Genomic DNA, 25,742 nt, shown 5'->3' with positions numbered 1-25,742 from the left:
TTTACAACACTCCTAAGAAGCTCAGTACAATCGCCATGATAAAAGTGGCAATGATCAAAATAACTGGGCTGATTTTTTTAGCTTTTAACAGCCAATACATCAGAAACGTATAGGCGAATGGCAGCAGTTTCGGGAAAATCCGGTCAAGAAAGTCTTTTTGCAGCGAAATCGTATGGCCGGCGCTGACTGGAATTTTCGGCGCAAGTTCGATATTGACATATGTTGCGATTAAGCCGCCAATGACTGTTACGCCGAGAATCGTTGCTGCTTGAGAAATGACGCTTGAATTTTCCCGGATTTTGCTGATTGCCCTTGTTCCAAGTGAATAACCGATACGTGCCCAGAAAATGCGGCACAGGAAGATGGCGACATAAGCAAGGAAAAAGACAATTGGGCCGATCAAACTACCTTGTTTTGCAAATGAGGCGGTAATCCCGGCGAGAATTGGCAGGATGGTAAACCAGAAAATTGCATCGCCAATTCCTGCAAGCGGTCCGAAAAGTGCAACTTTCAATCCTTTAATGGTCGAACGGCTTTCTTTTCCTTCTTCGAGGGATAAAAGCAATCCCATCAGAAAAGGAGATGTATGGCAGTTCGTATTGATGAACTCCAGATTATCCTTCATCGTATTGGACAATCCTTCTTTATCGTTTTTATAAATTTTGCGCAAAGCCGGCAACATGGCAAGAAGCCAGCCCGCTGCCTGCATTCTTTCATAGTTGAACGCCGATTGAAGCAAAATGGAACGCAGGCCGAGTTTGGTTAAGTCTCTTTTCGTTAAGGCTTTTGTTTGGTTGGTTTGTTGATTAGATTCCATCTTCATCGTCACCCCCAAAGCGGGCTGCATTTGCAATTTGTTCCTGCAGTTCGCGTTTTTCCCGTGAATGAAAGTACTCGTAAACCGCGGCTGCAACCCCGATTACCGCAACTGGCAGGAGGTTGCTGAAATTGATAAAGCAGGCAGCTAAAAATCCAATCAATAAGTAAGGCATGTAGTTTGCTTTTAACATGACTTTTAGCAGCAACCCAAACCCAACAGCTGGCAAGATGCTTCCGGCAATGCCAAATCCGTGGCTGAGCCAACCCGGCATCGCTTCGACGAGCATTTTCATTGGAGTTTGTGCCAGGTAAGCACTTAAAAACACGACAACACCGTAAGTCAATCCGACAAGTAAAATTGGTAGCAGCGTTAGCCTGGTATAAGCTTTAATATTGGCTTCAGCTGCGTATTTGTCTGCTTTTGCCATGAAGACGGAGAAAATTGAATAATAGAATAAAATAATATATTGCATTAAGAAACTGAAAGGCAGCGCCAGGCCGATTGCCGTGGCAGGGCTTTTTCCTGTCGTGTGGGCAATGACCACTGTCATAACCCCTGCCAAAATGGGGTTTGGCGGCTGGGTCCCGCCGGCCGGTGTTAATCCGGCAAAAGCAAGTTCGGTCAGACCCGCTGCGATAAGTCCCATTTTAACATCGCCCAAAATGATCCCCGTTACGGTACAGACAATCATCGGTCGGAAAATATACAAACCTTCCAGCCAGAAATCGAAACCTGCGATAATGGCAAAAATGGTAATGAGTATGCCTTGCGTTAATGTGATGTCCATTTAGAGCAGCTCCTTAAAAGGTGTATTTTTTCTCACCGGGGACGTCTTGAATATAAACATTTACACCTAATGCCTGGATCGCTTTTAAATCTGCTTTGTCCTGTTCGTCCATATATACTTTTTTCGTAATTTCATCCTTTCCTTGTGAGAAGTGCATATTGCCGATATTCAGTTCTTTTATTGGCACACCGCCTTCGACAAGCTTTCTTGCGGATTGCGGTGTTCTTACAACTATAAAAATTTTTTGGCGTGGTGAAGCTTTTCCAATAATATCGATCGTTTTTTGCAAGGTGAAAAAGCGAATCGAAACGCCTGCAGATTCAGCAGTGGCTGACATTAATTCCTGCTGAAGCGGGTCATTTGCAGTTTCGTCATCCGCAACGATCAAAAGATTTGCACCCAAACTCGATGTCCAAATTACGCCAACCTGTCCGTGTACGAGGCGATTATCAATTCTTGTCAATAAAATATTTGGTGTGGCCATTTCTATTCTCTCCTTTGTCGTTTTATCATGTTGTCATGACAAGTAGTTTTATAAGGTGAAGCTGGTAGTAAATTGCTTTATCTTTTGTTTTATCCAAATAGCCGATAAAGCTATTTACTTGAAGAACTGTAAAATTGATAAAGAGCATTTGCTGTTACAGGTATTGGCAAAGCTTTTTAAACGATCTTTTGTCATGTTGTCATGACAAGTTATCCCGTTATTGGAACCGGGAAGCAGCTGCTTCATCCAAGACAACGGTAAGAGCCGGATGAAGTTGCAAAATGGATGCAGGGACACTTTCCGTTACGGGCCCTGTGAGTGCTTTGTGAATCATTTCAGCTTTTTCCGGGCCGTTTGCGATGAGTAAAATGCGTCTGCTGTTCATAATTGTTTTCATCCCAATTGTGAGTCCGTGGGAAGGGACGTTTCCCACGCCACCAAATTCATCTCCATGCTGTTGTTTGGATGCTTCTGTTAATTCCATGCGGTGTGTAACTGAACCAAACGGCGTGCCCGGTTCGTTAAAAGCAATGTGGCCGTTTTTTCCAATGCCGAGCATGCAAAGATCCAATCCACCTGCCTTATGAAGGTTTTGTTCAAAGAAAGGAAAAGTTTCTGCATACAGACGATGAATTTGATTTTCCGGAATATTTAATGGTCCGTAAAAACGCTCCTGCAAGTATGCATTGCAAGTGCCTTCTAAGTCAATTGGAACTTGATCATATTCATCGATGTTAAAGAAATGCCAATACTTCGGCAGCTCATGTTTGGAAAAGTATTGGACCAATGTATCATAACATTCTATTGGAGAGTTGCCGGTTGCAAGCCCGATATTTGCATGTTCTGATTTTAATAAATCCAAAATGGCTTCAGCCGCCGCTTTCCCAACGTCTTTTTTGCTTTTTACAATGTTAATTTTCATCTCAATCCTCTCTCTCATCAAGGTTAGAATGTTTAAGAAAACTCACCTCCTTTAGTTATGTATCCAGTAAGTACAGCGGAAGCTCACCTTTCACGATGGCTTTTGTAAACTCAAAAGGGTAGCCGCCAGAGAGACCTTGAGTCATCATTTGCATCGCCGGATCTCCTTTTTCAGCTTTTAACATTTTTGCCTGTTCTTTATTCAGGAGCACTGCACGGAATTCCCGTTTAAAGGACATGTTTAATAGATGGTAGTTTCTTTGTAGAATATGGTGCAGACTTTCCGACTCAAGATCCTCATTTTCAAGTCCCGAAAAACGGTCTGCCGGCAAGTACGTTTCTTCCAACATAACAGGGTCCCGGTCGGCCAACCGGATCCTTTTGATCGCATATATTTTTTTCCCGACTTTATATTCCAGGGCGCGTGCAATGTCTATTTCTATTAAATCTCTAATCTGGAAATCTGCAACAATTGTGGAAGGTTTTCTTCCCATCTTTTTGATCGCTTCAACGACATTGATAAAGTTGACTTTATTTTTAGACGCCTCATTTTCAAATGGAGCGACAAAACTTCCTTTTCCTTGTTGTTTGTAGATTCTTTTCATCTTTTCCAATTCATCGAGTGCCTGGCGTACAGTCGTCCGGCTTACCTGATAACGTTCACACAATTCTTTTTCAGTCGGGAGCTTATCATGCGCCTTCAACTTTCCGCTGTCCATTTGTTCTATTAAAATATCCAACAGTTGTGCATACAGCGGCACGTAACTTTTTTTATTAATTGGCATTCGCCTCTCTCCTTTTATTGTTATGTTGTCATAACAACTGGCTAACTTTATTAAAACGCTTTCTTGCAGAAAAGTCAATGGATTTTTATTAGAATGCTGGCAGTGGCAAAAAGCAGCTTACTTTCGGCCCATCCAATTTCAATAATTCGCCCCGCTTCATTATGCTGATTTCCAAATGACTGCGGCAAACCTGTACGGTTCTTTTTGCCAGCACCATTTACATGGGGAACAAAAATATTGGTTCAAAAAAGATAAAATATATTGACATTTTTATCTGTTGTGATAATATGGACTACAAATAATTTTAGTTATACTTCATTTTTTTAATCACACTAAACATCTGCAGATCAGAGAGGATAATCATGATTGAAATTCACAAAAAAATTCGTGAGCTAAGGTTACAAAAAGGACTGACTCTAAAACAATTAAGCGAAAAGACTAATTTAACCATTGGTTTTCTTTCACAAGTTGAAAGAGGGACATCTTCACTTGCCATTACTTCTCTAAAAAAAATTGCAGATAGCTTGGGCGTGGAAATTTCGTACTTTTTCAACCCGACCATCACAGCGCATTATGCCGTAAAGAAGGAGAACCAGAAAACTTTTACAGTGGAAGGGAATGCAACAAAATATATCCGGTTAAGCGGAAACTTTCACAATCGGAATTTGGAGTGTATGCTTGTCACTCTGCAGCCGTTTCAAAAAGATGATCAGACATTCAGCCATATGGGCGAGGAGTTTTATTATGTTTTAAAAGGTGAAGTGATATTTAAAATTGACAACAATGAATACCATCTTATGGCAGGTGAATCCATTCACTTTCCTTCTGAAAAAACCCACCAGTGGGAAAATCCGACAGGCGAGGAAACAGTTCTTATAAGTGTATTAACTCCGGTTCTTTTTTAAGTATTGGAGATTTCATATACCTTTGAAAGGAGCGTTCATATTTTATGAAAGTTGCAACGGATATTGGGGGTACGTTCACAGATCTTGTATACGTCAATGACAGAGGGGATTTAGGTATTGCAAAAAGCCATACGACGCCGCCAAATTTTGAACAAGGTGTAATGGACGTTATACAGCAAGCCGGAATAGAACCGGACGCCATCAAGACATTCATTCATGGAACAACCGTCATTATTAATGCACTGACAGAAAGGAAAGGAGCTAAGACAGGCCTTATCACGACAAAGGGATTCAGAGATGTATTAGAGATTGCGCGCGGGAACAGGCCTGATCTTTATAATGTAAGGTATCAAAAACCAACGCCGTTTGTTGAGAGATATCTAAGAAAAGAAGTAGAGGAGAGGTTAAATTATAAGGGAGAAGAATTAACACCGCTTAATAAAAATGAAATCAAAGAGATTGTAGATTTTTTTAAGAAAGAAAAAGTTGAGGCCATTGCAGTATCTTTTCTGCATTCTTACGCGAATCCAGTCCACGAACAAGAAACGGTGGCGTATATTAAAGCATTATGGCCTGAAGTATTTGTAACAGCTTCCCATGAAATCACAAAGGAATGGCGGGAGTACGAAAGAACAAATACCGCTGTTTTCAATGCATATGTAAAACCAATTGCGACCTCTTATGTGAACAAACTGGATGAAAAACAAAAAAGAAGCAATAACTATATTATGCAATCAAATGGCGGGACGACTACTTTTGAAAACGCCAAAAATATTCCCATCCATATTGTAGAATCCGGCCCTGTTGCAGGCATATTCGGGGCGGCTGTCCTTGGTAATATACTGGGCGAAAAAAATATCATCGCATTTGATGTTGGTGGGACTACAGCAAAGTGTTCACTGATCGAAAATGGTGAAGTAAAAGTTTCAACAGACTATTATATTGAGCGTGATGACCGGCATGCCGGCTATCCAATTAAAACGCCTGTTGTGGATATTGTAGAAATCGGGAATGGCGGGGGATCGATCGCCTGGATAGATGATGCTGGATCTCTTAAAGTAGGGCCTAAGTCTGCTGGTGCTTTGCCGGGTCCTGTTGCTTACGGGCAGGGCGGTACAGAGCCAACAACGACCGATGCAAATTTATTAACCGGAAGACTTTCACCAAAGAATTTTGATTATACTGTAAATATGCACAAGGTCAAAGATGCGATTGAAACTAAAATTGCAAACTATTTTAATATCAGTGCAGAAGAAGCAGCACTCGGGATTATTCGAATTGCCAATTCTAACATGCTCAATGCTTTAAAGTTGATTTCTATACGCAAAGGATATAATCCGCGGGAATTTTCATTAATTGCTTTTGGCGGAGGAGGATCTATGCACGCTGCTGCCCTGGCAAAAGAGCTTGGGGTAAAGAAAGTCATTATTCCGGTCGCTTCATCCGTTTTTTCTGCATGGGGGATGTTAATGACGGATTTAAGGCATGACTATATTCAAACTTACATTACACGCTTAACTGATTTAGATCCGGCTGTCATTAATCGTGAATGGGAGAACCTGGAAAACAATGCTTATCATGAGTTTCTTTATGAAGATGTTAAGAAATCTTCTGTCATGTTTACGAGATTTTTAGACATGAGATATTTGGGGCAGGAGCATACAGTAAAAGTGCCAGTACCGAATGGACGTTGGAATAAAGAAACCTTGGAAACCATCATTCAAAGTTTTCATGAATTGCATGAAAAAACCTATACTTTCAAGTTGGAAAATGCAGAAACGGAAATTGTGAATCTGCATCTGACGGCAGTGGGGATTGTAGAGAAGCCTGAATTAGAAAAAGAACATCGTGATGGTGAAGTAAAAGATGCCATCAAAGAAGTACGCCCGGTTTATTTTGAGGATACGGGTTGGGTGCAAACTGATATTTATGATCGGGATAAGCTGCCGACTTTAAAGACGGTAACGGGACCGGCCATTATAGAAGAAAAGGCTTCTGTCACAGTGCTTTACGAAGGCCAAACGCTGGTTGTCGATGAATATGGAAACCTTATTCTTGAAATAGGAGTGGAGTAACATGATCACTACATCCCAAAAAATTGACCCATTTACGTTGGAAATTGTAAAAGATTCTTTGCTTGCCATTGGGGATGAAATGTTTATAGCGCTGGCAAGAACTTCCATGAGTCCGATTGTATACGAAGTTCTTGACTATGCCAGCGGTTTAACCGATGCGAAAGGCAACCTTCTAACACAAGGAAACGGAGCAACCGGATTTATTGGCATGCTAACCTTTATGGTTAAGGAGACGTTAAATAAATTTGGAGAACAGGATTTAAACCCCGGTGATATTATCATTATTAACGATCCTTATAAGGGCGGGGGTTCGCATTTATCCGATGTCGGCCTCGTCATGCCGATTTTTTACAACGATAAGCTCATTGCATTTTCTGCGAATAAAGCGCACTGGACCGAGGTGGGCGGGAAGGATCCCGGTTCCTTCACAAATGATTCAACTGAAATTTTTCAAGAGGGCTTGCAATTTCCTTGTGTAAAGCTTTTTGAAAAGGGACGAGTCAATCAGGCTGTTGTTGATATGATTGAATCAAATGTGCGCTTTCCCGACTTGTCACTGGGGGATATGTGGGCACAAGTGGCGGCTTTGAAAACCGGAGAAAGGCGTGTTAGGGAGCTTTGCCAAAAACATGGCGAGGAGACTGTGTTGGCTTCAATTGAGCACTACTTGGACCATGGCGAGCAGCTATCCCGGCTCGAATTAAGCCAGTTGCCGAAAGGGACTTTTGAAGCTGAAGATCTCATTGATACAGACGGCATTGGGAACGGCCCCTTTAAAGTAAAAGTAAAGGTGACGATTACTGACGATGAGTTTATTTGTGACTTCAGAGGAAGCCATCCGCAAGTTCCAGGGCCGGTTAACTGCTCGTTAACGGCATTAACTTCTGCGGTCAGGGTCATTTTTCTGGCGGTTACCAATCCATCCCAGGATATTAACGACGGTGTGTTTCGTCCTTTAAAAATTCTTACGGACAAAAAATCTATCTTATCTGCAGAGAGGCCGGTTCCGGTTTCTAATTATTTTGAGTCTATGATTATGGGGGCTGACTTAATATGGAAGGCACTCGCACCGCATTTGCCTGACAGGTTATCGGCCGGCCATTTAACTTCTGTTTGCGCAGTTACGCTTTCTGGCATTCATCCCGATTCAAAAGAACCATTTTTAATTGTTGAGCCTTCAGTTGGAGGATGGGGTGCCGCCAAAGGGGCAGATGGTGCCAGCGGCCAGTTTTGTCTTGGGGATGGTGAAACTTATAATGTACCGGTGGAGGTAGCTGAGACAAGATATGGCGTTCTTGTTGACGAATACCGTTTGCGTAATGATGGTGGTGGAGCCGGAGAATATATCGGGGGGAGAGGCGTCATTCGTTCTTACCGGGCGCTCTCGGACGGCCAGACAGCAACGATTACTTACGGCAGGCACATAACGCCTCCTTGGGGGATGAATGGCGGAGAAAACGGGTCGGTTAACCAATTTTATGTTGAAAAAGCAAATGGTGATATTGATGGCCCATTTGGCTGCTATCCGAGATATCCATTGCAAAAAAATGATGTTGTAAAATTAATGACTGCAACCGGCGGCGGGTATGGAAACCCGTTAAAACGGCCGGCGCAGAAGGTTATCCAGGATGTAAAAAATGAATATATTTCCATCGAAGAAGCAGAGCAAGTTTTTGGTGTCCGTGTAAACCCGGTTACTTTTGAATATGAAGAAACAGAAACACGAAAAGCATTTGGTAAATGATTTTGAAGCTTCCAACATGAAAATTCAGAAGGGGAAAAACGAGCAATCATGAAAGTGAAATGATTGCTCGTTAATATACCGGGTACTTAAAGGGGGATTTATATTGGAGGATACAAAAAACAAAGGATCTGTTGCGACTGATGAGGCATTGATCTCGGTTCCCTTGTCTCAAAGGCAAAATTGGCTTACGCCAGCCATGATTTTTGGAGGGTTGGAGTTTACCATCCCGGTTTTGATGATTGGCGCCCAATTGACCTCTTCCTACAGTTTAGGAAAAATATTTTGGATTTTGGTTGTTGCTCTTGTCCTGTTTCAGTGGATTGGCAACACGATACAAGGGTATATAGGGGCAAAAACAGGCAGGGCATCCTCTGTCATTGCGCGATCCAGTTTTGGAGCAGTCCAGGCCCGTTTTATCGTTGGTTTAACCATTTTTATTGTCTCGTTAGGATGGTGGGCACTACAGACTGCGGTCGCAGGAAACGCCATTTCTGCGATGGTTCATGTAAATTACGAAAAAGATTGGGGAATGTGGGCAGTGATTACAGTCATTGCGGGATTCATTTTTGCTATCCCCTCAATTATTGGTTACTCATCCATGAAGTGGACAGATTATATTGCGGTACCGGCCGGCCTATTGCTGGTTGTCGGCTGTATCTTCTATGCATTGAGAAATACCGGCTGGCATGAAATGATCAACTGGAGCCCGGCAAATTCAAGTATTGGTTTTCTTGCAGCTGTCAGCCTTGTAATTGGCGTCAATGTTTCTCAATGGGTCATTGCTTCAGATTACACAAGATATGCAAAACCGAGTTGGAAGGATAATTTTCTTATTCCATTGGGCATCATTGCAGTCGGGTTTCCTCTGTTTTTTGTAGGTTCCATTATGTCGGTAGGCGTTGGAAATGCCGACATTGTAAATGTCATGATGAAGTTGGGATTTCCTTTTTGGGGCTTTTTGATTCTTTGGCTGGCAACATGGACCAGCCAACTTGTAAATAACTACAGTATGGGATTAGCGCTGGCAAATATGTTAAATATTAATTCCGGAAAAGGCAGGGCTATTTTGACTTTTATTGGAACGATCATTGCGATCATCATTGCACTGGCAGGGATACTGGATTATTTTACAGATTTCCTGTATATGACTGCCCTGGTCTATCCTGCGATTGGCGGAGTCATGATGTCTGACTTTTTCATCGTAAGAAAGCAGCAATGGGAAGATAATAAAGGATGGAACTGGATGGCAACCATTGCTTTAGTGATTGGTGGATTGATTGGATATTTAACGCAATATGTTTATCCATTCGGGTTACCGGCTGTGCAATCCTTAATCGCATCCGGGGTCATTTATGTGATTGCGATGAAAATAAAGGCGGCGGTAAAACCGGACCATTTTACGTCGTCATTATTCAGTCAAAATCCTGAGACGCCTGAACCGCAAAGTGATATTCCGACTTTATAAATTTTAAAGAGGTACAAATCTCGCTCTGTTGAGAAGAGATTGTGCCTTTTTTCTTTGAAAAACAGCCTCAATAAAACTGCAATGTACAACAGTATAAAAAGCAAAAAAATTATGTTACGATATTTTTAAAGAAAAATGATTTTAAAAATGATCTGTCTTTTTGAGCGAAGTAAGGAGGGTGCTTGATGAAGAAAGAAAAGGTAACCGATTATTTAAGAAAGGCAACCGAAAACTTTTCATTTCATGATGATTTGGATTTAAGCCCGTTTGAAACGAATGAAATCGCGGCATTTTTCTCTTCCAAGCGCACGACCATCAGCCGCATTTTAAATCAGGGAGTTAAAGAAGGCGAATTGATTAAAATAAATACCCGGCCGGTTTATTTTCTCCACAAACGTACCTTTGAGAAAAATTTTGGAAAGTTAAAAGGAAGCGTGTTCAAAAGTTTTCAAGCATTAAGCGAATATATACTGGAAGACTCTGCTGAGATGATTTTCCGGAGGTTAATTGGTTACGATAAAAGCCTAAAAGAAGTATTGGAACAAATGAAAACAGCTATTTTTTATCCTGATAACGGATTGCCGATCATGTTGCTTGGCCCGACCGGTATTGGAAAAACTTATTTGGCCCGGTTAATGTATGAATATACGAAAGCAAAAAAACGGATCAAACAGGACGCCCCTTTTTACGTTTTTAATTGTGCACAATATGCCAATAATCCGGAATTGTTGACCAGTTATTTATTTGGCCATGTAAAAGGTGCCTACACAGGGGCGGATAAAGACAAGGCCGGTTTATTGGAGATGGCGGATGAAGGCATACTATTTTTGGATGAGGCGCATCGGTTGAATAGGGAGGGACAGGAAAAACTTTTTACCTTTATGGATCAGGGGACTTTTTACCGGCTGGGGGACACGGAAATTGCACGGAAAGCCAAAGTAAGGCTCGTTTTCGCGACAACTGAAAAAACAAACCGTTTTCTTGAAACGTTTTTGCGCAGAATTCCGATAAAGGTCAGTGTGCCCAGCCTAGATGAAAGGGGGCCCTTTGAAAAAAGTCAGCTGATTGAACATTTTTTTATGGAGGAGAGCCAGCTTTTTCAGTTGCCGATTGAAGTCAGCCACCAGACATTGGATGCACTTAATAAATATCATTATGAGGGAAATATTGGTGAATGCAAAAATATGATTAAGTACACATGTGGTTGTGCTTATGCCAAAGCAGCAAAAGGATCGGACAAGATAAAGGTCACGCTGCAGGATCTTCCAAAAGAAATGCTAAAAAATGTACCGCAATTGTTTCACCATTTTACAGCCAATGAAGGGAATGTGATATTCTTTTCGGGGCGTAAACAATCCGTCGGGGAAATGAACGAGCTGGCGATTGATAAAATCAGACATACGTTCAAGAATTGCTTAAAATATTACCAAAAGGTGAAAGAAGGAAATATTGAGGAACAAGTTGCCAATCAAAAAATGTGTGAGGATATCACTGTATTGCTGGATCAATTGATATTTACCAGGCCAGATGACAATATCAATATCATGATGGGATTCACATTGCAGACCATGCAGGAATTTTTCAGGTACTTGGAAACGAATCACCATATTAAGTATGAAGGCAACAATGTGTATGCTTTGTCATCCTATTTGTTTTTTAAAACCGGGCTCCTCGCCTTAAACCATCAGGATGAAGTGCTTTCCGAACAATTGCTGGACGATGTGAAGCAGCGTTACAAGAAGGAATATCAGATTGTTTTGATGGTTAAAACGTTTATTGAAAACAGAATAGAGTTTCAATTAGGCAACGAGGACATCATTATAATGACGTTGTTTCTTTCAACAACGAAAATCTCCCATGATGAAAGCAGGATAAAAGCGATGGTCATTGCACACGGTTATGCAACAGCCAGCAGTATCGCAAATGTGTGCAACAGAATATTGGGTGTGAATGTTTTTGATTCACTTGATATGGAGATCGAAGCAACGACAGATGATATTATTGAAAAGTTGCGCCATTATCTCGAAATCAATGAGACGAACAACGGCCTGATTATTTTTGTTGACATGGGATCGTTGAATCAAATTCAAAATCAAATCCAGGAATATATAGATGGGCCACTGTTGTTTATTGACCAGGTGACGACAATGCCTGTGCTGGAAGTGGGACATTGCCTGATGAAAGGGAATACCATTCATGAAATTGCGGAGCATATGCAAATTTTAGAAAGGCCGAAAGTGAACCTGCTCCATCCGAAAAAGAAAAAAGCATATGCCATTGTTACTTCATGTTTTACAGGAATTGTGTTACTGGCGCCCCAAAATGGCAGGAAATTGACGGTGTTATTTGTCCAGAAATTGACGGAATTGTTGTCAATTAAGGGGGAAGCCAGTTTGCGCTTTATTGTGGCTTCCCCTATGAGTTTAATACTTAAATTTAAATCATTGTCATTTCACGAAAGTTCCCCTTCAATCACACGTTTTACCATATGATCGTCAATGATTCGATGCCTGTTTTGTGCTCCGTAAAGTAGACAGTGGGTACAAATCTTGTTGATGATCCTTGCGGCTCCCCCGGAAAAACGATGGATTTCATCTAAAGCTACATCTGTGAAAATTTGCTCAGTTACTCCTGAATATTGTAAATGCATGGCAATATATTCTGCAGATTGAGCTCTGTCGTAATGCCCCAGTTTGAATTGAATATCAATCCTTTGGCGGATTGCTGTGAAGGATTGGAGGCGCAGGCGGTCCCATAATTCACTTTGTCCGACAAGAATCAGGCTCATAGGGCTTTGGGCATCCATTTTGAAGTTCAGCAGGAATCTGACTTCCTCCAACATTTCCCGATCAAGAAGATGGGCCTCGTCCACGACCACTACCGGCTGAACACCATGAATTCCTCTCATAAGCTCAATTTCCCGATGAAGCTGCCGTTTTGCATCGCCTCTATAAAATTTAGACTCGCACCCGAGTTGTTCCAACAACCCTTTGTAAAAATGCCGAGGCGTTAATTTGGAATCAGACAAGTACAGTACTTTATATTGTCCATCATCAAGCCGGTCAACAAATTTACGGATAGTCGTCGTTTTCCCAGTCCCACAATCGCCTGTTAAAACCGCGAATAACTGCCTTTCAGCCGTATATTTTAACCGCCCCAGTATTTCCTGCATCATAGGAGAATCATAAAGCTTTTCAGTCGGAATATCCCGTGAAAAAGGCGTATGAGTCATACCGTAGAAGGCTTCAAACATTCTCACCGTCCTCCTTCCATACAGCCCGGAAGGAGACGGCTGGTGTTTGTTCCATCTGTCGTTCCTGATACTTTTGTTCCGCAGCTTTTAATAATCTTGATGAATCGGCTTCCTGTGGCTGAAGATGATCAGGAAGGGGTGGCCTTTTCCCTGACCTTTCACCAATTTCAAGTTTATGAGCTTTCCATGGCGAATACCCTTCAAACTCAATGGTGAGTTCCTCCAGATCCGCAGGATCATAGATAACTTCGACTTTCTGCCCAATAAATGCCAGGCCTACTTCGTATTTTTGATCCATGAAACTGATACAGCCGGATTTATCTACCTTGCGTGTTTCGCAATGCAGGAATGCATCCGCCAACGTATCTGGCTCAATGAAACGAAGTGCTTTTCTGTCACTCCTAAATGCCGATCTTGGGCTTATCTTTTCCCCAAGCGCAGAATGCGGCTTCTCCTGATAACACTCTGTCAGCCAGACTTGAAACAGTTCATTTAACCGTTCTAATGTCTTCGGCTTTTCTAGTGAGACTTCCCCCAGAAAAGAATCAATGAGCCGGTTGAATTTTTCAACCTTGCCTTTGCTTTCTGGCGAAAATGGCTTCGCGTAAACCAGCCGGGTTCCAAGTTTTGAACAGGTTCTCCCCATCCATTTCGTCCTGTATTGTTTGCCATTATCAAAGTAAACGGCTTCGGGAGCACCATATTTTTGCACTGCTTGTCGAAAAGCATCCTCCACAATCCGGGAATCAAGTGTCGGATAAAATTCACCGTGTAAAACATACCTCGTCGCATCATCAATAATGGCGACCAAGTATACCTGCTTCTTGGCACCATTTGGGCCAATCGGTAAATACGGGCCATATTTGATATCAGACTGCCAAAGCTGATTCCGATGTCTTTTTTGAAACCTTCTGGCTGCCACTCCTGATTGCGAATAAAGCCTCATCTGCCTGGAACTGTATCCTCTCTCTGATAGCTTTTCCTGAAGGGTTGAACGTTTGATTTGCCCGGGTTCTGCAAGACCTTCCCATTCAAGTATCTGTATGATTTGTGAAACACTTCGGCTGGGGGCCTCTCTTCTAAGTAGAATGGCCTGTTCTATGATATGTGGCGGGACTGCCTCAGGCTTGGTTTGGGACTGCTTTCCTTTGGGCTTCAATCCTGAAAATCCTTCTTTTCGAAACTGCGTTAAATAACGCCTGATAGTCCTTTCAGAAAGGCCGGAGGCCTTACAAATTTGTTCCTTTAATTCCTTCGCTTTTCCGGCATCCAATCCATCCGCCAATAATGGAGAAATGAGTTGAAACCTTTGGGCTGCCATTTCATCTGCTTTCTTGTGATCCATTCATGATAGACTCCTTTCCTATTTATCTACCATGAGTGTAAATCAACCCCCGCCGGACAAGAATGCAGAACGGGTATGTACCCATAAATAAAAATTTACAACGGGTCGGACAACACGCGCCAGCCATCCGGAGGCATTGCCCACCAATCGCCCTAATCTTTGGAGTGCGGTCCCCGAAGTTTCGGGCAAAACTTTCAGGTCGTCCCCATCTTGTTTGGTCTGATGTTTAATGGAAACAAGGCAATGGATCCAGTATTCTACATAAAAATAAAACCAGTCTATCCAACGATAAAGTGTTGATTCATCTGCCGGAATATCATGATTGGAACGATTAGTCAAAACCGTTTCAATACATTCCGATTTATATCTTTTATAAGGCACCAGAAATTCTGGAAGTTCGTGATGAATCTTTCCGCATTGTTCACATTGTAAACGTCTGATATTATAAATATGCTTCTTTCCAGATCTATCAATGGCTTTTCGATCTCTTGTCCCAATAACCTTCATATGTTTACCACAACAAGGGGAAGGTACTTTTTCCGCACCCCTAACCAAAAACACCAAGTTGAGTATTTTCAATTAGCTTATAATCTGATACAATAACCATAATCGTTATTTTTGGTGGGACATTCCCCGTATAGCTGATGGTACAGTTATACATCATGGGGGATGTCCTTTTCCTTTCTCAAGAATAAATACGAGGACATTATACTCGTCAAATTCCGGACAGGCAATACCGTCAACTTTCGGTTATTTTTGGATGTCAGAAACAGAATTGGAACTGCCATGCAAATTCAGAAACTATTAGAGAAGAGTATTAAGGACTTTTTGGAAGTGCACATTGTTGCCCACGACTTTGACAGACTTAAAAAGAATGGGATGAATGAAGCCCCTTTTCAACTATACGATGTGCTGGCAATTGTGGGGACAGCCAATCCCGGGATTAATGGGGTGAATTTTATTTCATTGGAAGATATTATTTCAGGCAAAGGCGAAAATGATGTTTTTCGTATATTTGGCAAAATCGCAGAGCCTGATATTATCCGACGGGTAAATGACAATATTATCCTGAATTTTTCTCTGAACAAAGTGATTGAATCCTTAACCATACTGGATACTGAAAAATTAATTAAGAATGTTGAAAAGAGTATCATCCAGCTTGAAAAACAGATGAACAGAAATTTTTCCAATGATAAAAAAATTGCACTCTATGTTCATATCAGCTGCATGGTTGAAAGATTGATCCGCTTGAGCCCGATTACGGAATATCCTGACCAGGACTTATTTGAACAGGCGCACACTCGCGAGATTCATGCGATTAAAAGTGCGCTTAGTGTGCTCGAGGATGATTATTGTGTGCAATTAAACATTCCTGAAATCGGTTATATATTCAATATTATGAATGGATAGACCCTTTGTTATAAAGGTTTATGGGCATTTGGAAAACCAATGCAAAAAGCATGTCACTAAGTTGGCATGCTTTTTGCATTTTTAAAGATTAGAAAAATCATTGAAAAACTTTTGAAATGGGGATTGGCTGTATGAGACAATTTTTATTTGCTACACACGGAGATCTATCTAAATCTTTTATAGATGCTGTTTCGTTGATAGTCGGAGATACTTCAAATGTTTCATATTTTCAAATGACCAAAAATAAATCCGGCGATTCGGCGAAAGATGAATTAAGAAAGATATTAAAAAACAAAAAGGAGGAGGATCAATTTATTGTATTGACGGATATGTTTGGTGGAAGTGTCTGTAACATCTGCACGGAATTGCTGATGGAACTGCAAAATTTTGAGTTGCTGACGGGTGTGAACCTGCCCATGACTTTGACGGTACTGCTGGCTGGTGAAGATACCAGTACAGAAGATCTGATTTCTCAAGGCTTACAGGCAGGAAAAGATGGAATCGTGCATTTGAATCAGTTGTTAGCATCACAGAAAGGAAGTGCCAACGATGATCTCTTTAGTGAGAATTGACGACCGTTTGCTTCACGGCCAGGTTGCTTATGGGTGGACATCATCATTAGGCGTGAATGTCATCCTGGTTGTAAATGATGAAGCCAAAAATGATCAAATGAAAGCGATGGCGCTGAATCTGGCAAAGCCGAACCAAGTCAAACTGTATATTCGCGGAGTGGAGGAATCCGGCGAAATTGTCCGGAAATTTGCCGAGGCAAAAAAAAGCAAAGTACTTGTTTTGGTCAAAAACTCCGCAGATGCACTTTCATTGGCCCAAGGTTCCGGCGGGGCGATTCATTCGGTCAATGTCGGCGGAATGCGCTATTCAGAAGGAAAACTTAAGTTAACAGATTTAGTGGCAGTAGATCAACAGGACTTGGAAAACTTTAAGAAAATGCAGGAACTCGGAGTGGAACTGGAATTCCGGTTATTGCCACGCGACAAGAAGAAAACATTGAGTGACTTGCTCAAAAACTAATGTGATTGGGGGTTGGGTTGGATGCTGATCGATGCATTAATGTTGGGGATTGTTGCCGGCATCGGAATCTTGGATGGGCGTATTTTCGGAGTCATGATGCTGGAACGCCCGCTTGTGACAGGATTATTGGTTGGCCTAGTATTGGGCGATGTAAAGAGCGGCATTATGATTGGTGCGCAATTAGAGTTGATTTGGATGGGAATTGCTGGCATCGGCGCCTCAACGCCACCGGATGTCGTCACAGGCGGTGTGCTTGGCACAGCATTTGCCATTTTGTCGGGACATGGCGTAGCTGTTGCACTGGCACTTGCGGTTCCAATTGCAGTACTGGCACAATCGCTTGGCGTGCTGGTACGGATTATGAACGGTTACTTCCTTCACAAGGCCGATAAGTATGCCGAAGATGCCAACTTTCGCGGCGTCACTTTGATGATGTGGGTCCCGCCAATTCTGTTTTTCTTAAGTGTTTTTCTTCCAACCTTCCTGGCGATTCTGATGGGGGCAAAGGAGGTAACAGCCTTAATCAATGCGGTGCCGAAAACCATTTTGGATGGTTTAACCATTGCAGGGAATTTGCTGCCTGCAATCGGGTTTGCATTGTTATTGGATATGTTGTTCTCAAAAAAAATGGTGGTCTTTTTCTTCCTCGGTTTTCTCGCGGCTTCTTATTTAAAATTGGATATTACGGCGATTGCTCTATTTGGCACTTGTCTCGCCATTATTATCTATGTTGTGATGAACCGTGATGAAAAAAGCAGCAACACCCAGGCCGGCCCAAATGACTTCGATAACTTAACGGAAGGAGAGATTGACTTTGAGTGAAGCCAAAATAACCAAAAAAGAACTCCGTCAAGTTTTTTGGAGATCGTTTGCCTTGCAAGGGGCCTTTAACTATGAAAGAATGCAGAACTTAGGTTATACGTACGCCATGATCCCGGTCATCCGGAAATTATACCGGAATCATGATGAACAGGTATCAGCATTAAAGCGGCACTTGGAAATGTTTAATACAACCCCTGTTGTGGCTCCGGCAATCATGGGCATCTCCGCAGCGATGGAAGAGCAGAATGCCAATGACCCGAATTTTGACGAAACTTCCATTAATGCGGTCAAGGCATCGTTAATGGGCCCTTTAGCTGGTATAGGTGATTCCCTGTTTTGGGGCACATTCAGGGTCATCGCGGCCGGAATTGGCATCTCTTTTGCGCAACAGGGAAATATTCTCGGGCCGATTTTGTTTTTCCTTTTGTACAACATTCCAAACTTTTTAGTAAAAATTTTCGGCCTGCAATTCGGATACCAGGTTGGCGTAAATTCTCTGGAAAGAATCCAGAAGCAGGGGCTGATGGACCGCATCATGTCCATTACCACCACGATCGGTCTTGTTGTCGTCGGCGGAATGGTTGCAACGATGTTAAATGTTACGACTCCCCTGAAATTCGATATAAATGGGGCGAAGGTTGTCATCCAGGATATATTGGACAAAATCCTGCCCAATATGTTGCCGCTTCTTGTAACATTTATAATTTATTATTTGATGAAAAAGAAAGTGAGCATTACATGGCTGACAGTCGGCATCCTGATAGCGGGCATCCTGCTTCACTGGGTTAAAATATTATAAATATGAAAGGAAGATAAAACATGAACATTGAAGATTACATGAAAGAAACACCTGTAAAAATGAAGGAAATTATTCAAGGGGCAGACGAATTATTTGCGGAAGTCCGAAAAGAAAAATTTAGCCGGATTGTAGTGACAGGATCAGGGACAAGTTACCATTCTGCTGCTCAGACGAAAAAATTGATGCAGCATTTTCTGGGCATTTATGTTGATGTGTTTTACCCATTCCAAATTGACAAGGAAACATTTCTTGATGATGCTTCCAAAACATTGTTGATCGGTATTTCACAGGGAGGAAGCAGTTATTCAACATACCATGCCATGAAAACCGGTAAGGAAGCAGGATGCAGCATTGCTTCAATGGCAGGCACAGAGGGAGCCCTCATTGACGAAATTTCGGACTATATTTTAACCGTCCGTTGCGGGGAAGAAACGGCCGGCGCAAAAACAAAGGGATTCTACTGTACAAAACTGAATCTTACGTTATTTGCATTACAGTTGGCGAAATCATACGGAAGAATATCAGCGGAGGACTATGCAGCTGAAATCACCCAATTAGAGGCATATGCCGACCATTTCCTTGCCATTTATGAACAATCATTGCAATGGGTGTCTCAAAACCGTGAGAACTTGGCTGCAGCAAAAGATATTCGCGTGATCGGGACAAAAGAAATTTACGGCGATACGTTGGAAAGTGCATTAAAACTGCTGGAAACCATGCGTATTCCTGTAACCGGCTATGAATTTGAAGAATTCGTTCATGGTATTTACAATGCTGTTAACGAAGACTCCACCATCATCATTCTCGATACAGGAGAAGAAGGCCGTGTTGAGACCTTGATCAATGTATTATCTGATTGGACAAACCATATTTATGTGATTGGCAAAAATGGGCGGGAAACGCCAAAAGATTTAAAAGCAGACTTTTTGAATCATCCATTCTATAAAACTTATGAATACATCATCCCGGTTCAACTGATCTGTGCGTATGTCCCGCAGTTAAAAGGGATCGACCCAAGTACGCCAAAAGACAAGGATTTCCATAGAAAACTGGGGAGCAAGAAACTGGACCGGTGATTTGTGAAAGGTGTTCTTTTAGGAAAAAATAGCGGCATAACGCCGCTATTTTTTTGATTTCAAGTTCTGCAGGATCATCATGCTTTTTTCACAAAGGTTAATGGTTTCGGACCTTCATCACAGCCAAAATGTAAGCGCTTTATAAGGTTGTGATGAAGTTGGTTGGGGGCCGAACGTATAATGACTAAAAATAAGTTCATTGGCTGACAACTGCATCTTGTTCAATTATAATGGAATAAAGATTCCTAAAAGGTGAAACGATGTGCTTAATGGATGTTACAAATTGGAAAGTAGATGAAAAAAGGCAGGTTTCCGGAACAAGAGAGAAATATTGGTTAGCTCATCCGGAGACTGGCCAGCATTTTCTATTGAAAATGCCAAAGGAAAACACGGGAGAAGCTTGGGCGGAGAAAGTAGCATCTGACGTGGGGAGAGCAATCGGCCTCTCCACAATGGATGTGCAACTGGCTAAGAAAAATGGAAAAGTTGCCACATTGGCGAAAAATTTTATAAGCAAACAAGAAGAGCTATTTGAAGGTGGAGATTTATTTTTCAATATCGCAGAGGATTTTGACAGATATAGTCTTAAGCATTACCACTTTTTTAATATTATGCGTGTTCTGTCAGAATTTAAATTGAACCGTGATTTCATTGGAATTATTGTATTTGACGCCTTAATTGGAAATCAGGATAGACATTGTGACAATTGGGGAATTATATATGATAATAATGAGTATAGAATCGCACCTGTTTATGATAATGGCGCTTCTCTGGGATTTCAATTGAAAGAAAACAGAATCCGCCTAATGGACAAAGATTGCAATATGTTTAAAGCTTTTAGCAATCGTAGTTATTCCTTGATAGGCTTGCCTGAAAAAAAGAAGCCGCGTTTTCTTGATTTATTAACAGTGATCAAACAATACTATCCTTTAGAGATCAGAGAATCAATAAATTCATTAAATAAAATAAACCTGCAGATGCTTCAGGAAATCATAGACCCCATACCGGAAAAAGTGATGAGGTCTACATACAAAAAATGGGTAAAAAAGTTACTCCTCTATCGTAAAGAATGGCTCTTGAACTGGTACAAAGGAGGTGCTTGAATGCAAAAAAATCCATGTGTTTTATGGCTGATCTGGCAAAATCAGGAGACAAGGCAGCGCTATCATATTGGCAATTTATTTCACGAAGGCGGAAAATACATTTTTTCATATGAGTTAAGCGGGAAGCGCAGAACCTTAAAAGAAGCTTTGGAAAATGGATATAAACCGCACCTGTCATTTCGTAATCTGAATAAGACATACGTTTCTGATCGCTTATTTGGGCCATTTGAACGGCGGTTACCGGATAAAAGAAGACCGGATTTTGATAAGATTTTAAAAAATTATGGGTTACCTCCGGATTATACAGAAATGGATTTATTGCGGGCTACTGGTGGACGGCTGGCTACTGATCCGTATGAATTTGTTGCCCCGATTAGTGTTTTTGAAGACCGGTTCAATTTTGACTTTTATATCGCGGGGTGGCGCTACTATGACGGAGAAAAAGTCATTAATCAGTTGAAAGAAGGCGCGGCTGTGCGTTTTCAATTGGAACCTTCAAACAAGGAAGATGAGAAAGCTATAATCGTTTTGTCTAATAACGGTGAAGATAAATTAGGATATATTCCGGCTTTCTATAGTGGCTTTATGTATGAGATGATGGAGGAACATTTCGTTTATGAAGCAAGAATTGAAAAAGTGAGCCCTATGGCAAGGCCGCAATCAAAGGTAAGTATTTCAGTTACCGGATGTTTGGCGAACGGTTTTTTCGTAAAAAATGGCGAAAATGTTGAATCAGTACATGTGCTTGTTTAAAAACAGCTTACTCTGTATAGTCGTTTCCCGTATACGTTGCTAGGAAATGGTATTGTTGGATGAGCCGGAAGATGGGTATTCTTGGTGGTGTGTCCAGCTGTTAGCCTACCGGTTAACGAAGTTCTGCTGTGATCCTCATATGCCAACATCGAAAAAAAGTCCCCCGTATAATTGTAAACGGGGAATGGGACATCGTGAATCCGCTTTAAATATTCACGCTCATTGCGAATAGGTTTGGCGCTTCGGAAACATTCTAATGAGGCAATCTATGATTAAAATAGCACCCCATATAACAAATATTAAGTTAAATTGCGGACTTTTATAAATTGGAATCCAATCATAAATCGGGCTTAGTGCGGATACAGCCCATTTTCCATAATCATTCAGGTTAAAAATATTTTTCCATCCGGAAACATTGTCAAATATAAAGAAAACAAACTGTGCAATGACAAAAATCAAAAGATGAATATACCAGCCGTGCCGTTTTTTGGTTGCTTTCACATGCCCATTTTTAACTACTTTCGTCATTCGTTCCATCCTCCTTTTTTCCTTTTAATTTATCAAAATTCCTTTTTTCTGTAGATCATAACTGAGGTAGCGTATGAGAGAATGAATAAAAAAATGGATACCAATAAGAAACTTAAAGAAAAAATCTCCTCAGCTCCCTTCATTTCCCCTATAAACACTTTCATCAAAAAGGATATGAAAAAGAACATTACAAAGGCGAAACCTATACTCCCCATTGTAATCATATCTGATTTTTCTATTCCAAATATATATGTCAACGGATATACTAAAGAGGCAGCACATAACATCAATCCCATCCCCCGTAACCCAATGTTAAAAAAATCATCCATAACGGTCAGTGAGATAAAAATATTTGCACAATAAAACAAAACGAAAGTTAATAACAAACTCGTGAACAATAAAAGCAAGAATGTGATATACTTACTTTGAATAATTTTGCCTTTTTTCAACGGAAGCGTGATTTCAAATTTATTCCAACCGGACATACTATCCTGTTTTAATACTTCAAATGCATTCATGGGTATAATTAAAAATGGTAATAACACAGCGATCTTCAACGCCGTGGGATTTCCGCTTATAATAAGCGGAATGATGGCTGCTGTAGATATAAGCAATGAAAATTTGATGCTTTTATCTATAGAATACAAATTATTTAAAATGAGTCCCTTCATAACTTTCTCCTTTCATCAGTAATAAGGTAATATCATCGATGGAAGAATTCTTTTTATGAAATTTTGCAGGCAGCTCATTTTTATTTGAAACAAGCACATCCACATAATCTGTTTGGTTTTTATATGCAATAACGCCATTTAAACGCAAGTCATTTAACTCATGCTGTTTACATTCTATGATCGCATAGTTATTTAAAAGGTCATCCTTACTTGTGTTTAAAATAATTTCACCTTTTTTTATAAAAACCAGGGTATCCGCAATCTTTTCAATATCGCTGGTGATATGGGATGATAACAAAATAGCACCTTTCTGATCTCTTGCAAATTTTAGCAGTACTTCTAATACGTCTTCCCTTCCTACAGGATCTAGCCCTGATGTTGCCTCGTCTAATATTAACAATCTCGCACCATGTGAAAGAGCAACAGCGATCGAGAGCTCCATCGCCATCCCTCGTGAAAAGCTTTTTATTTTTTGTTTTTTAGGAAGCGAAAAGCGATCAATATAATTAAAATATTTTTCGTTATCCCAATGATGATAAACACGACTGAATACTTTCGATAACTTTATCACATCCAAATTACCGGAAAAATTCATTGCATCATATACCACGTCGATATGGTTGTTTATTTCCTTTTTTGCTTCAGCCATTCTTTCTCCGAAGATTTTTATGCATCCGCTATCGATATGTAACGTTCGCAGGATTGCTCCCATTGTAGATGTTTTCCCCGCGCCGTTTTCGCCAATAAATCCTGTAATTGATCCGTAGGGTACGGAAAAAGATATGTCCTTTAAAGCGAAGCGGGACTTGGAGAATGACTTATACAAGCCTTCAATTTCTAATGCATATCCCAAAGTTAACCCTCCCTCTATAACAAGAAGAAGCAACCAAAATGGGTTATTTCTTCCCAGTAATAATTATAGCAAGAAATATCTATATTTTCCAGAAAATCATCAATCATGATTTATCGATGATGAAAAAATGGGGGGTGTAACCGACCTCTTTTCGTTGTACCCCATGTTGTCTTTTTGCATAATGGCATTTCTGAACAGCCCGGACTGACCCAGGAGAGCTAGAAAAGCAGAGTAGTCGAAAATGTACAAAAAGAGTATCTTGGAATACCCGATATTTAAACCCTAACGAGAGAAGTTTGGTACATACCTTTGGTAACACGGATTTGTGAAACATTTAATCATCGTGCTATGATTACGGGAAAGAGTTTTTGGAGGGAGTTGCAGATGCCATACACCAAATTTGAACAGTCATTAAATGAAGCCTTTTTTTTCGCTACTCCGGGTTTTGTTGAGATAAAGGAAAAGGATGCGTTGTTGCAGTGTGGGGGTTTGGATCAAGCGTATATAAAAGAAATTTTCAAATCGGGCGTAAGTATGGATGCCGGACGGGAAGAGGCGGGAGCCGTTTACTATTTTCCAATTGTTCGGGAGATGAAAGTGGTCTCCGTCTTATTGTTGCGGCCGAAACAGGGCGAGAAAGAAAGGTTCGCCCGGGACATTCAATACTTGAAGTTATTGTCAGAACTGGCATGCCAGTGGGTGGCTGAGAAATTAGAAAGGGAAACATGGCAAAAAAAGTTCGGGGAGATCCATCTCGAAACCCGGAAACTGATTCAATCGATCACCGAGCCTTTTTGTCTAGTGGATCAAGACGGAAGGATCCAAGAAATGAATGAACATATGGCTTCGCTTTTTCGCAAAAGAAGGACCACCTTAATGGGTGAAAAGATTACGCAATATATCACAAAGGAAAAATGGGAAAGCATCAAAAGTGGGAAAGAAAAGGATGAGACGGTGGTGCAAGTGCCGAGAATTAAGGGAGAAGCCTATTTTGCCACCATTCAACTGGTAAAAAACAAACAGGGGATTGTCTCGTATATGATCCTTTTGAAATCAAAGAAGACAGAAAAACCGGAGCAGGCCGGCCGGCGCCTTTACCATTTTGAAGATATTCTCGGTGTAAGTGAGATTTTAAAACAGACGATCCAGTCGGCAAAAAGGGTGTCGAAAAGCGATGTAACCATCATGCTGCGCGGCGAGAGCGGGACGGGAAAGGAAATGTTTGCCCAGGCCATCCATCATGAAAGTGAGCGAAAAAATCAGCCTTTTGTTGCCTTAAACTGTGCGGCGATACCTGAAAACTTACTGGAAAGCGAACTGTTTGGCTATGAAAAAGGGGCCTTTACGGGAGCGGAAAAAGAAAAACCGGGGCGCTTTGAACTGGCCAATCACGGCACGCTGTTTTTAGACGAAATCGGAGATATGTCCTTGTATCTGCAGGCAAAAATACTCCGGGTGTTACAGGAAAAAACTTTGGAAAGGATTGGATCAAACAAAAGCAGGAAGATCGATGTCCGCATTATCACAGCAACACACCGGAATTTGGAGGAATTGATCAGAAAGGGAGAATTTCGGGAAGATTTGTATTACCGGATCAGCGTGATTCCCATTTATATTCCGCCACTCAGGGCAAGAAAAGAAGACCTGCCTATCCTGATTGAGCATTTTATTCAAAAGTTTTCAAAAGATTTGAACAGAGATTCGAAAAATTTAGCGGCAGAAACACTCGACAGGCTTATGCAATATGATTGGCCGGGAAATATCCGGGAGTTGCAAAATGTGGTCCGCCATTTTGTGGAATTGCAGATTGGGGACACGGTAACATTGGAAAGCCTCCCATCCTCTTTACAAAGAGGGGCAAAATCATTTCCTCCATCTGTAAAACCGAAACGGACAAATCATTATCAAACCAGACTGGAGAAAAGGAAAGTGCTGGAATTGTTGGAGCGAAACGGCTGGAGTACAGAGGGAAAGAAAAAAACAGCAGCGGATTTGGGCATCAGTTTGGCTACCTTGTACCGGTATTTAAAGAAGATACAGGGATAAAAATGAGAATTATGAGAAACCATGCGAAAAGATGAGAAAAAACGAGAAAACTCAACATTTTACGA

General features: G+C 41.2%; 25 protein-coding genes. 14 read left to right on the top strand and 11 right to left on the bottom strand.

Annotation, left to right across the window (positions count from 1 at the left end; genetic code table 11):
* Position 1: 1 nt before the first annotated feature.
* The 5 genes from agaD to BCOA_RS21410 form a co-directional block, all read right to left on the bottom strand.
* Positions 2-817 (bottom strand): PTS galactosamine transporter subunit IID, encoded by an 816-nt coding sequence (gene agaD / locus BCOA_RS21430; RefSeq protein WP_258435233.1) that lies wholly within the window; start codon positions 815-817, stop codon positions 2-4.
* Positions 807-1,607 (bottom strand): PTS galactosamine transporter subunit IIC, encoded by an 801-nt coding sequence (gene agaC, locus BCOA_RS21425; RefSeq protein ID WP_014096201.1) that lies wholly within the window; start codon positions 1,605-1,607, stop codon positions 807-809. Before agaC ends, agaD begins: the two co-directional genes overlap by 11 nt.
* 13 nt (positions 1,608-1,620) lie before the next feature.
* Positions 1,621-2,091, bottom strand: coding sequence for a PTS galactosamine transporter subunit IIB (gene agaB, locus BCOA_RS21420; RefSeq protein WP_014096200.1), 471 nt, complete (start codon positions 2,089-2,091; stop codon positions 1,621-1,623).
* Positions 2,092-2,308: 217 nt separating this feature from the next.
* On the bottom strand, positions 2,309-3,013 hold the full coding sequence (locus BCOA_RS21415; protein WP_014096199.1) for a glucosamine-6-phosphate deaminase: 705 nt from the start codon (positions 3,011-3,013) through the stop codon (positions 2,309-2,311).
* A 55-nt stretch (positions 3,014-3,068) separates the two neighbouring features.
* Positions 3,069-3,797: a GntR family transcriptional regulator gene (locus BCOA_RS21410; protein WP_014096198.1), complete on the bottom strand. Its 729-nt coding sequence runs from the start codon at positions 3,795-3,797 to the stop codon at positions 3,069-3,071.
* Between the two features lie 362 nt (positions 3,798-4,159).
* On the opposite strand from BCOA_RS21410, the gene BCOA_RS21405 reads away from it, so the two are divergent.
* The 5 genes from BCOA_RS21405 (at position 4,160) to BCOA_RS21385 (ending at position 12,478) form a co-directional block, all read left to right on the top strand.
* Positions 4,160-4,702: a helix-turn-helix domain-containing protein gene (locus tag BCOA_RS21405; protein ID WP_014096197.1), complete on the top strand. Its 543-nt coding sequence runs from the start codon at positions 4,160-4,162 to the stop codon at positions 4,700-4,702.
* Positions 4,703-4,746: 44 nt separating this feature from the next.
* The gene (locus BCOA_RS21400) at positions 4,747-6,777 is read left to right on the top strand and encodes a hydantoinase/oxoprolinase family protein (protein ID WP_014096196.1); all 2,031 of its coding nucleotides are present in this window, start codon (positions 4,747-4,749) and stop codon (positions 6,775-6,777) included.
* Position 6,778: 1 nt separating this feature from the next.
* Positions 6,779-8,521, top strand: a complete 1,743-nt coding sequence (locus BCOA_RS21395; protein ID WP_014096195.1) for a hydantoinase B/oxoprolinase family protein — start codon at positions 6,779-6,781, stop codon at positions 8,519-8,521.
* 103 nt (positions 8,522-8,624) lie between these two features.
* Entirely contained in the window at positions 8,625-9,986 is a 1,362-nt protein-coding gene (locus tag BCOA_RS21390; RefSeq protein WP_014096194.1) for a purine-cytosine permease family protein, read from the top strand.
* Positions 9,987-10,171: 185 nt separating this feature from the next.
* Positions 10,172-12,478, top strand: a complete 2,307-nt coding sequence (locus tag BCOA_RS21385) for a sigma-54-dependent transcriptional regulator (RefSeq protein WP_014096193.1) — start codon at positions 10,172-10,174, stop codon at positions 12,476-12,478.
* On the opposite strand, the gene BCOA_RS21380 is transcribed toward BCOA_RS21385, so the two are convergent.
* The 3 genes from BCOA_RS21380 to BCOA_RS21370 are packed head-to-tail and all read right to left on the bottom strand — an operon-like array spanning position 12,439 to position 15,091.
* On the bottom strand, positions 12,439-13,239 hold the full coding sequence (locus BCOA_RS21380; protein WP_014096192.1) for an ExeA family protein: 801 nt from the start codon (positions 13,237-13,239) through the stop codon (positions 12,439-12,441). The two genes, BCOA_RS21385 and BCOA_RS21380, sit on opposite strands and share 40 nt — an antisense overlap.
* Positions 13,232-14,584 (bottom strand): DDE-type integrase/transposase/recombinase, encoded by a 1,353-nt coding sequence (locus BCOA_RS21375; RefSeq protein ID WP_014096191.1) that lies wholly within the window; start codon positions 14,582-14,584, stop codon positions 13,232-13,234. Before BCOA_RS21375 ends, BCOA_RS21380 begins: the two co-directional genes overlap by 8 nt.
* Positions 14,585-14,626: 42 nt before the next feature.
* Positions 14,627-15,091, bottom strand: a complete 465-nt coding sequence (locus BCOA_RS21370; protein WP_172653403.1) for a DUF6431 domain-containing protein — start codon at positions 15,089-15,091, stop codon at positions 14,627-14,629.
* A gap of 279 nt (positions 15,092-15,370) precedes the next feature.
* On the opposite strand from BCOA_RS21370, the gene BCOA_RS21365 reads away from it, so the two are divergent.
* The 8 genes from BCOA_RS21365 to BCOA_RS21330 all read left to right on the top strand — a co-directional run bounded on the left by BCOA_RS21365 (position 15,371) and on the right by BCOA_RS21330 (position 21,579).
* Complete coding sequence (locus tag BCOA_RS21365; RefSeq protein ID WP_014096189.1) at positions 15,371-15,994, top strand: PRD domain-containing protein; 624 nt, start codon at positions 15,371-15,373, stop codon at positions 15,992-15,994.
* A 131-nt stretch (positions 15,995-16,125) separates the two neighbouring features.
* Positions 16,126-16,566, top strand: coding sequence for a PTS sugar transporter subunit IIA (locus tag BCOA_RS21360; protein ID WP_014096188.1), 441 nt, complete (start codon positions 16,126-16,128; stop codon positions 16,564-16,566).
* Positions 16,544-17,026, top strand: a complete 483-nt coding sequence (locus BCOA_RS21355; RefSeq protein ID WP_014096187.1) for a PTS sugar transporter subunit IIB — start codon at positions 16,544-16,546, stop codon at positions 17,024-17,026. Before BCOA_RS21360 ends, BCOA_RS21355 begins: the two co-directional genes overlap by 23 nt.
* Before the next feature lie 21 nt (positions 17,027-17,047).
* Entirely contained in the window at positions 17,048-17,848 is an 801-nt protein-coding gene (locus BCOA_RS21350; RefSeq protein WP_014096186.1) for a PTS mannose/fructose/sorbose/N-acetylgalactosamine transporter subunit IIC, read from the top strand.
* The gene (locus tag BCOA_RS21345; RefSeq protein ID WP_014096185.1) at positions 17,841-18,647 is read left to right on the top strand and encodes a PTS system mannose/fructose/sorbose family transporter subunit IID; all 807 of its coding nucleotides are present in this window, start codon (positions 17,841-17,843) and stop codon (positions 18,645-18,647) included. Before BCOA_RS21350 ends, BCOA_RS21345 begins: the two co-directional genes overlap by 8 nt.
* A 20-nt stretch (positions 18,648-18,667) precedes the next feature.
* On the top strand, positions 18,668-19,723 hold the full coding sequence (locus BCOA_RS21340; RefSeq protein ID WP_014096184.1) for an SIS domain-containing protein: 1,056 nt from the start codon (positions 18,668-18,670) through the stop codon (positions 19,721-19,723).
* A 260-nt stretch (positions 19,724-19,983) separates the two neighbouring features.
* On the top strand, positions 19,984-20,826 hold the full coding sequence (locus BCOA_RS21335) for a HipA domain-containing protein (protein ID WP_014096183.1): 843 nt from the start codon (positions 19,984-19,986) through the stop codon (positions 20,824-20,826).
* Positions 20,827-21,579 carry an HIRAN domain-containing protein gene (locus BCOA_RS21330; protein ID WP_014096182.1) on the top strand — a complete coding sequence of 251 codons (753 nt, stop codon included), beginning with the start codon at positions 20,827-20,829 and terminating at the stop codon, positions 21,577-21,579.
* Between the two features lie 219 nt (positions 21,580-21,798).
* Here the strand turns inward: BCOA_RS21330 and BCOA_RS21325 are convergent, their stop codons facing one another.
* The 3 genes from BCOA_RS21325 to BCOA_RS21315 are packed head-to-tail and all read right to left on the bottom strand — an operon-like array spanning position 21,799 to position 23,631.
* The gene (locus BCOA_RS21325) at positions 21,799-22,107 is read right to left on the bottom strand and encodes a YfzA family protein (protein WP_014096181.1); all 309 of its coding nucleotides are present in this window, start codon (positions 22,105-22,107) and stop codon (positions 21,799-21,801) included.
* Positions 22,108-22,139: 32 nt separating this feature from the next.
* Complete coding sequence (locus tag BCOA_RS21320; RefSeq protein WP_014096180.1) at positions 22,140-22,778, bottom strand: ABC-2 transporter permease; 639 nt, start codon at positions 22,776-22,778, stop codon at positions 22,140-22,142.
* Positions 22,756-23,631: an ABC transporter ATP-binding protein gene (locus BCOA_RS21315; protein ID WP_041817917.1), complete on the bottom strand. Its 876-nt coding sequence runs from the start codon at positions 23,629-23,631 to the stop codon at positions 22,756-22,758. The genes BCOA_RS21320 and BCOA_RS21315 overlap by 23 nt, the downstream gene beginning before the upstream one ends.
* Positions 23,632-24,015: 384 nt before the next feature.
* Here BCOA_RS21315 and BCOA_RS21310 point away from each other — a divergent pair, with 384 nt between their 5' ends.
* Positions 24,016-25,677, top strand: coding sequence for a sigma-54 interaction domain-containing protein (locus BCOA_RS21310; protein WP_014096178.1), 1,662 nt, complete (start codon positions 24,016-24,018; stop codon positions 25,675-25,677).
* Positions 25,678-25,742 lie beyond the last annotated feature (65 nt).

Source organism: Heyndrickxia coagulans 36D1, from assembly GCF_000169195.2.
GTDB classification, from domain to species: Bacteria; Bacillota; Bacilli; order Bacillales; family Bacillaceae_C; genus Weizmannia; species Weizmannia faecalis.
This window is presented reverse-complemented; position numbering and strand designations above follow the sequence as displayed.

Coding starts and splice junctions, on each gene's coding strand:
- agaD (WP_258435233.1), bottom strand. CDS start 817: ATGGAATCTAATCAACAAACCAACCAAACAAAAGCCTTAACGAAAAGA.
- agaC (WP_014096201.1), bottom strand. CDS start 1,607: ATGGACATCACATTAACGCAAGGCATACTCATTACCATTTTTGCCATT.
- agaB (WP_014096200.1), bottom strand. CDS start 2,091: ATGGCCACACCAAATATTTTATTGACAAGAATTGATAATCGCCTCGTA.
- BCOA_RS21415 (WP_014096199.1), bottom strand. CDS start 3,013: ATGAAAATTAACATTGTAAAAAGCAAAAAAGACGTTGGGAAAGCGGCG.
- BCOA_RS21410 (WP_014096198.1), bottom strand. CDS start 3,797: ATGCCAATTAATAAAAAAAGTTACGTGCCGCTGTATGCACAACTGTTG.
- BCOA_RS21405 (WP_014096197.1), top strand. CDS start 4,160: ATGATTGAAATTCACAAAAAAATTCGTGAGCTAAGGTTACAAAAAGGA.
- BCOA_RS21400 (WP_014096196.1), top strand. CDS start 4,747: ATGAAAGTTGCAACGGATATTGGGGGTACGTTCACAGATCTTGTATAC.
- BCOA_RS21395 (WP_014096195.1), top strand. CDS start 6,779: ATGATCACTACATCCCAAAAAATTGACCCATTTACGTTGGAAATTGTA.
- BCOA_RS21385 (WP_014096193.1), top strand. CDS start 10,172: ATGAAGAAAGAAAAGGTAACCGATTATTTAAGAAAGGCAACCGAAAAC.
- BCOA_RS21380 (WP_014096192.1), bottom strand. CDS start 13,239: ATGTTTGAAGCCTTCTACGGTATGACTCATACGCCTTTTTCACGGGAT.
- BCOA_RS21375 (WP_014096191.1), bottom strand. CDS start 14,584: ATGGATCACAAGAAAGCAGATGAAATGGCAGCCCAAAGGTTTCAACTC.
- BCOA_RS21370 (WP_172653403.1), bottom strand. CDS start 15,091: ATGAAGGTTATTGGGACAAGAGATCGAAAAGCCATTGATAGATCTGGA.
- BCOA_RS21365 (WP_014096189.1), top strand. CDS start 15,371: ATGCAAATTCAGAAACTATTAGAGAAGAGTATTAAGGACTTTTTGGAA.
- BCOA_RS21360 (WP_014096188.1), top strand. CDS start 16,126: ATGAGACAATTTTTATTTGCTACACACGGAGATCTATCTAAATCTTTT.
- BCOA_RS21355 (WP_014096187.1), top strand. CDS start 16,544: ATGATCTCTTTAGTGAGAATTGACGACCGTTTGCTTCACGGCCAGGTT.
- BCOA_RS21350 (WP_014096186.1), top strand. CDS start 17,048: ATGCTGATCGATGCATTAATGTTGGGGATTGTTGCCGGCATCGGAATC.
- BCOA_RS21340 (WP_014096184.1), top strand. CDS start 18,668: ATGAACATTGAAGATTACATGAAAGAAACACCTGTAAAAATGAAGGAA.
- BCOA_RS21335 (WP_014096183.1), top strand. CDS start 19,984: ATGTGCTTAATGGATGTTACAAATTGGAAAGTAGATGAAAAAAGGCAG.
- BCOA_RS21330 (WP_014096182.1), top strand. CDS start 20,827: ATGCAAAAAAATCCATGTGTTTTATGGCTGATCTGGCAAAATCAGGAG.
- BCOA_RS21325 (WP_014096181.1), bottom strand. CDS start 22,107: ATGACGAAAGTAGTTAAAAATGGGCATGTGAAAGCAACCAAAAAACGG.
- BCOA_RS21320 (WP_014096180.1), bottom strand. CDS start 22,778: ATGAAGGGACTCATTTTAAATAATTTGTATTCTATAGATAAAAGCATC.
- BCOA_RS21310 (WP_014096178.1), top strand. CDS start 24,016: ATGCCATACACCAAATTTGAACAGTCATTAAATGAAGCCTTTTTTTTC.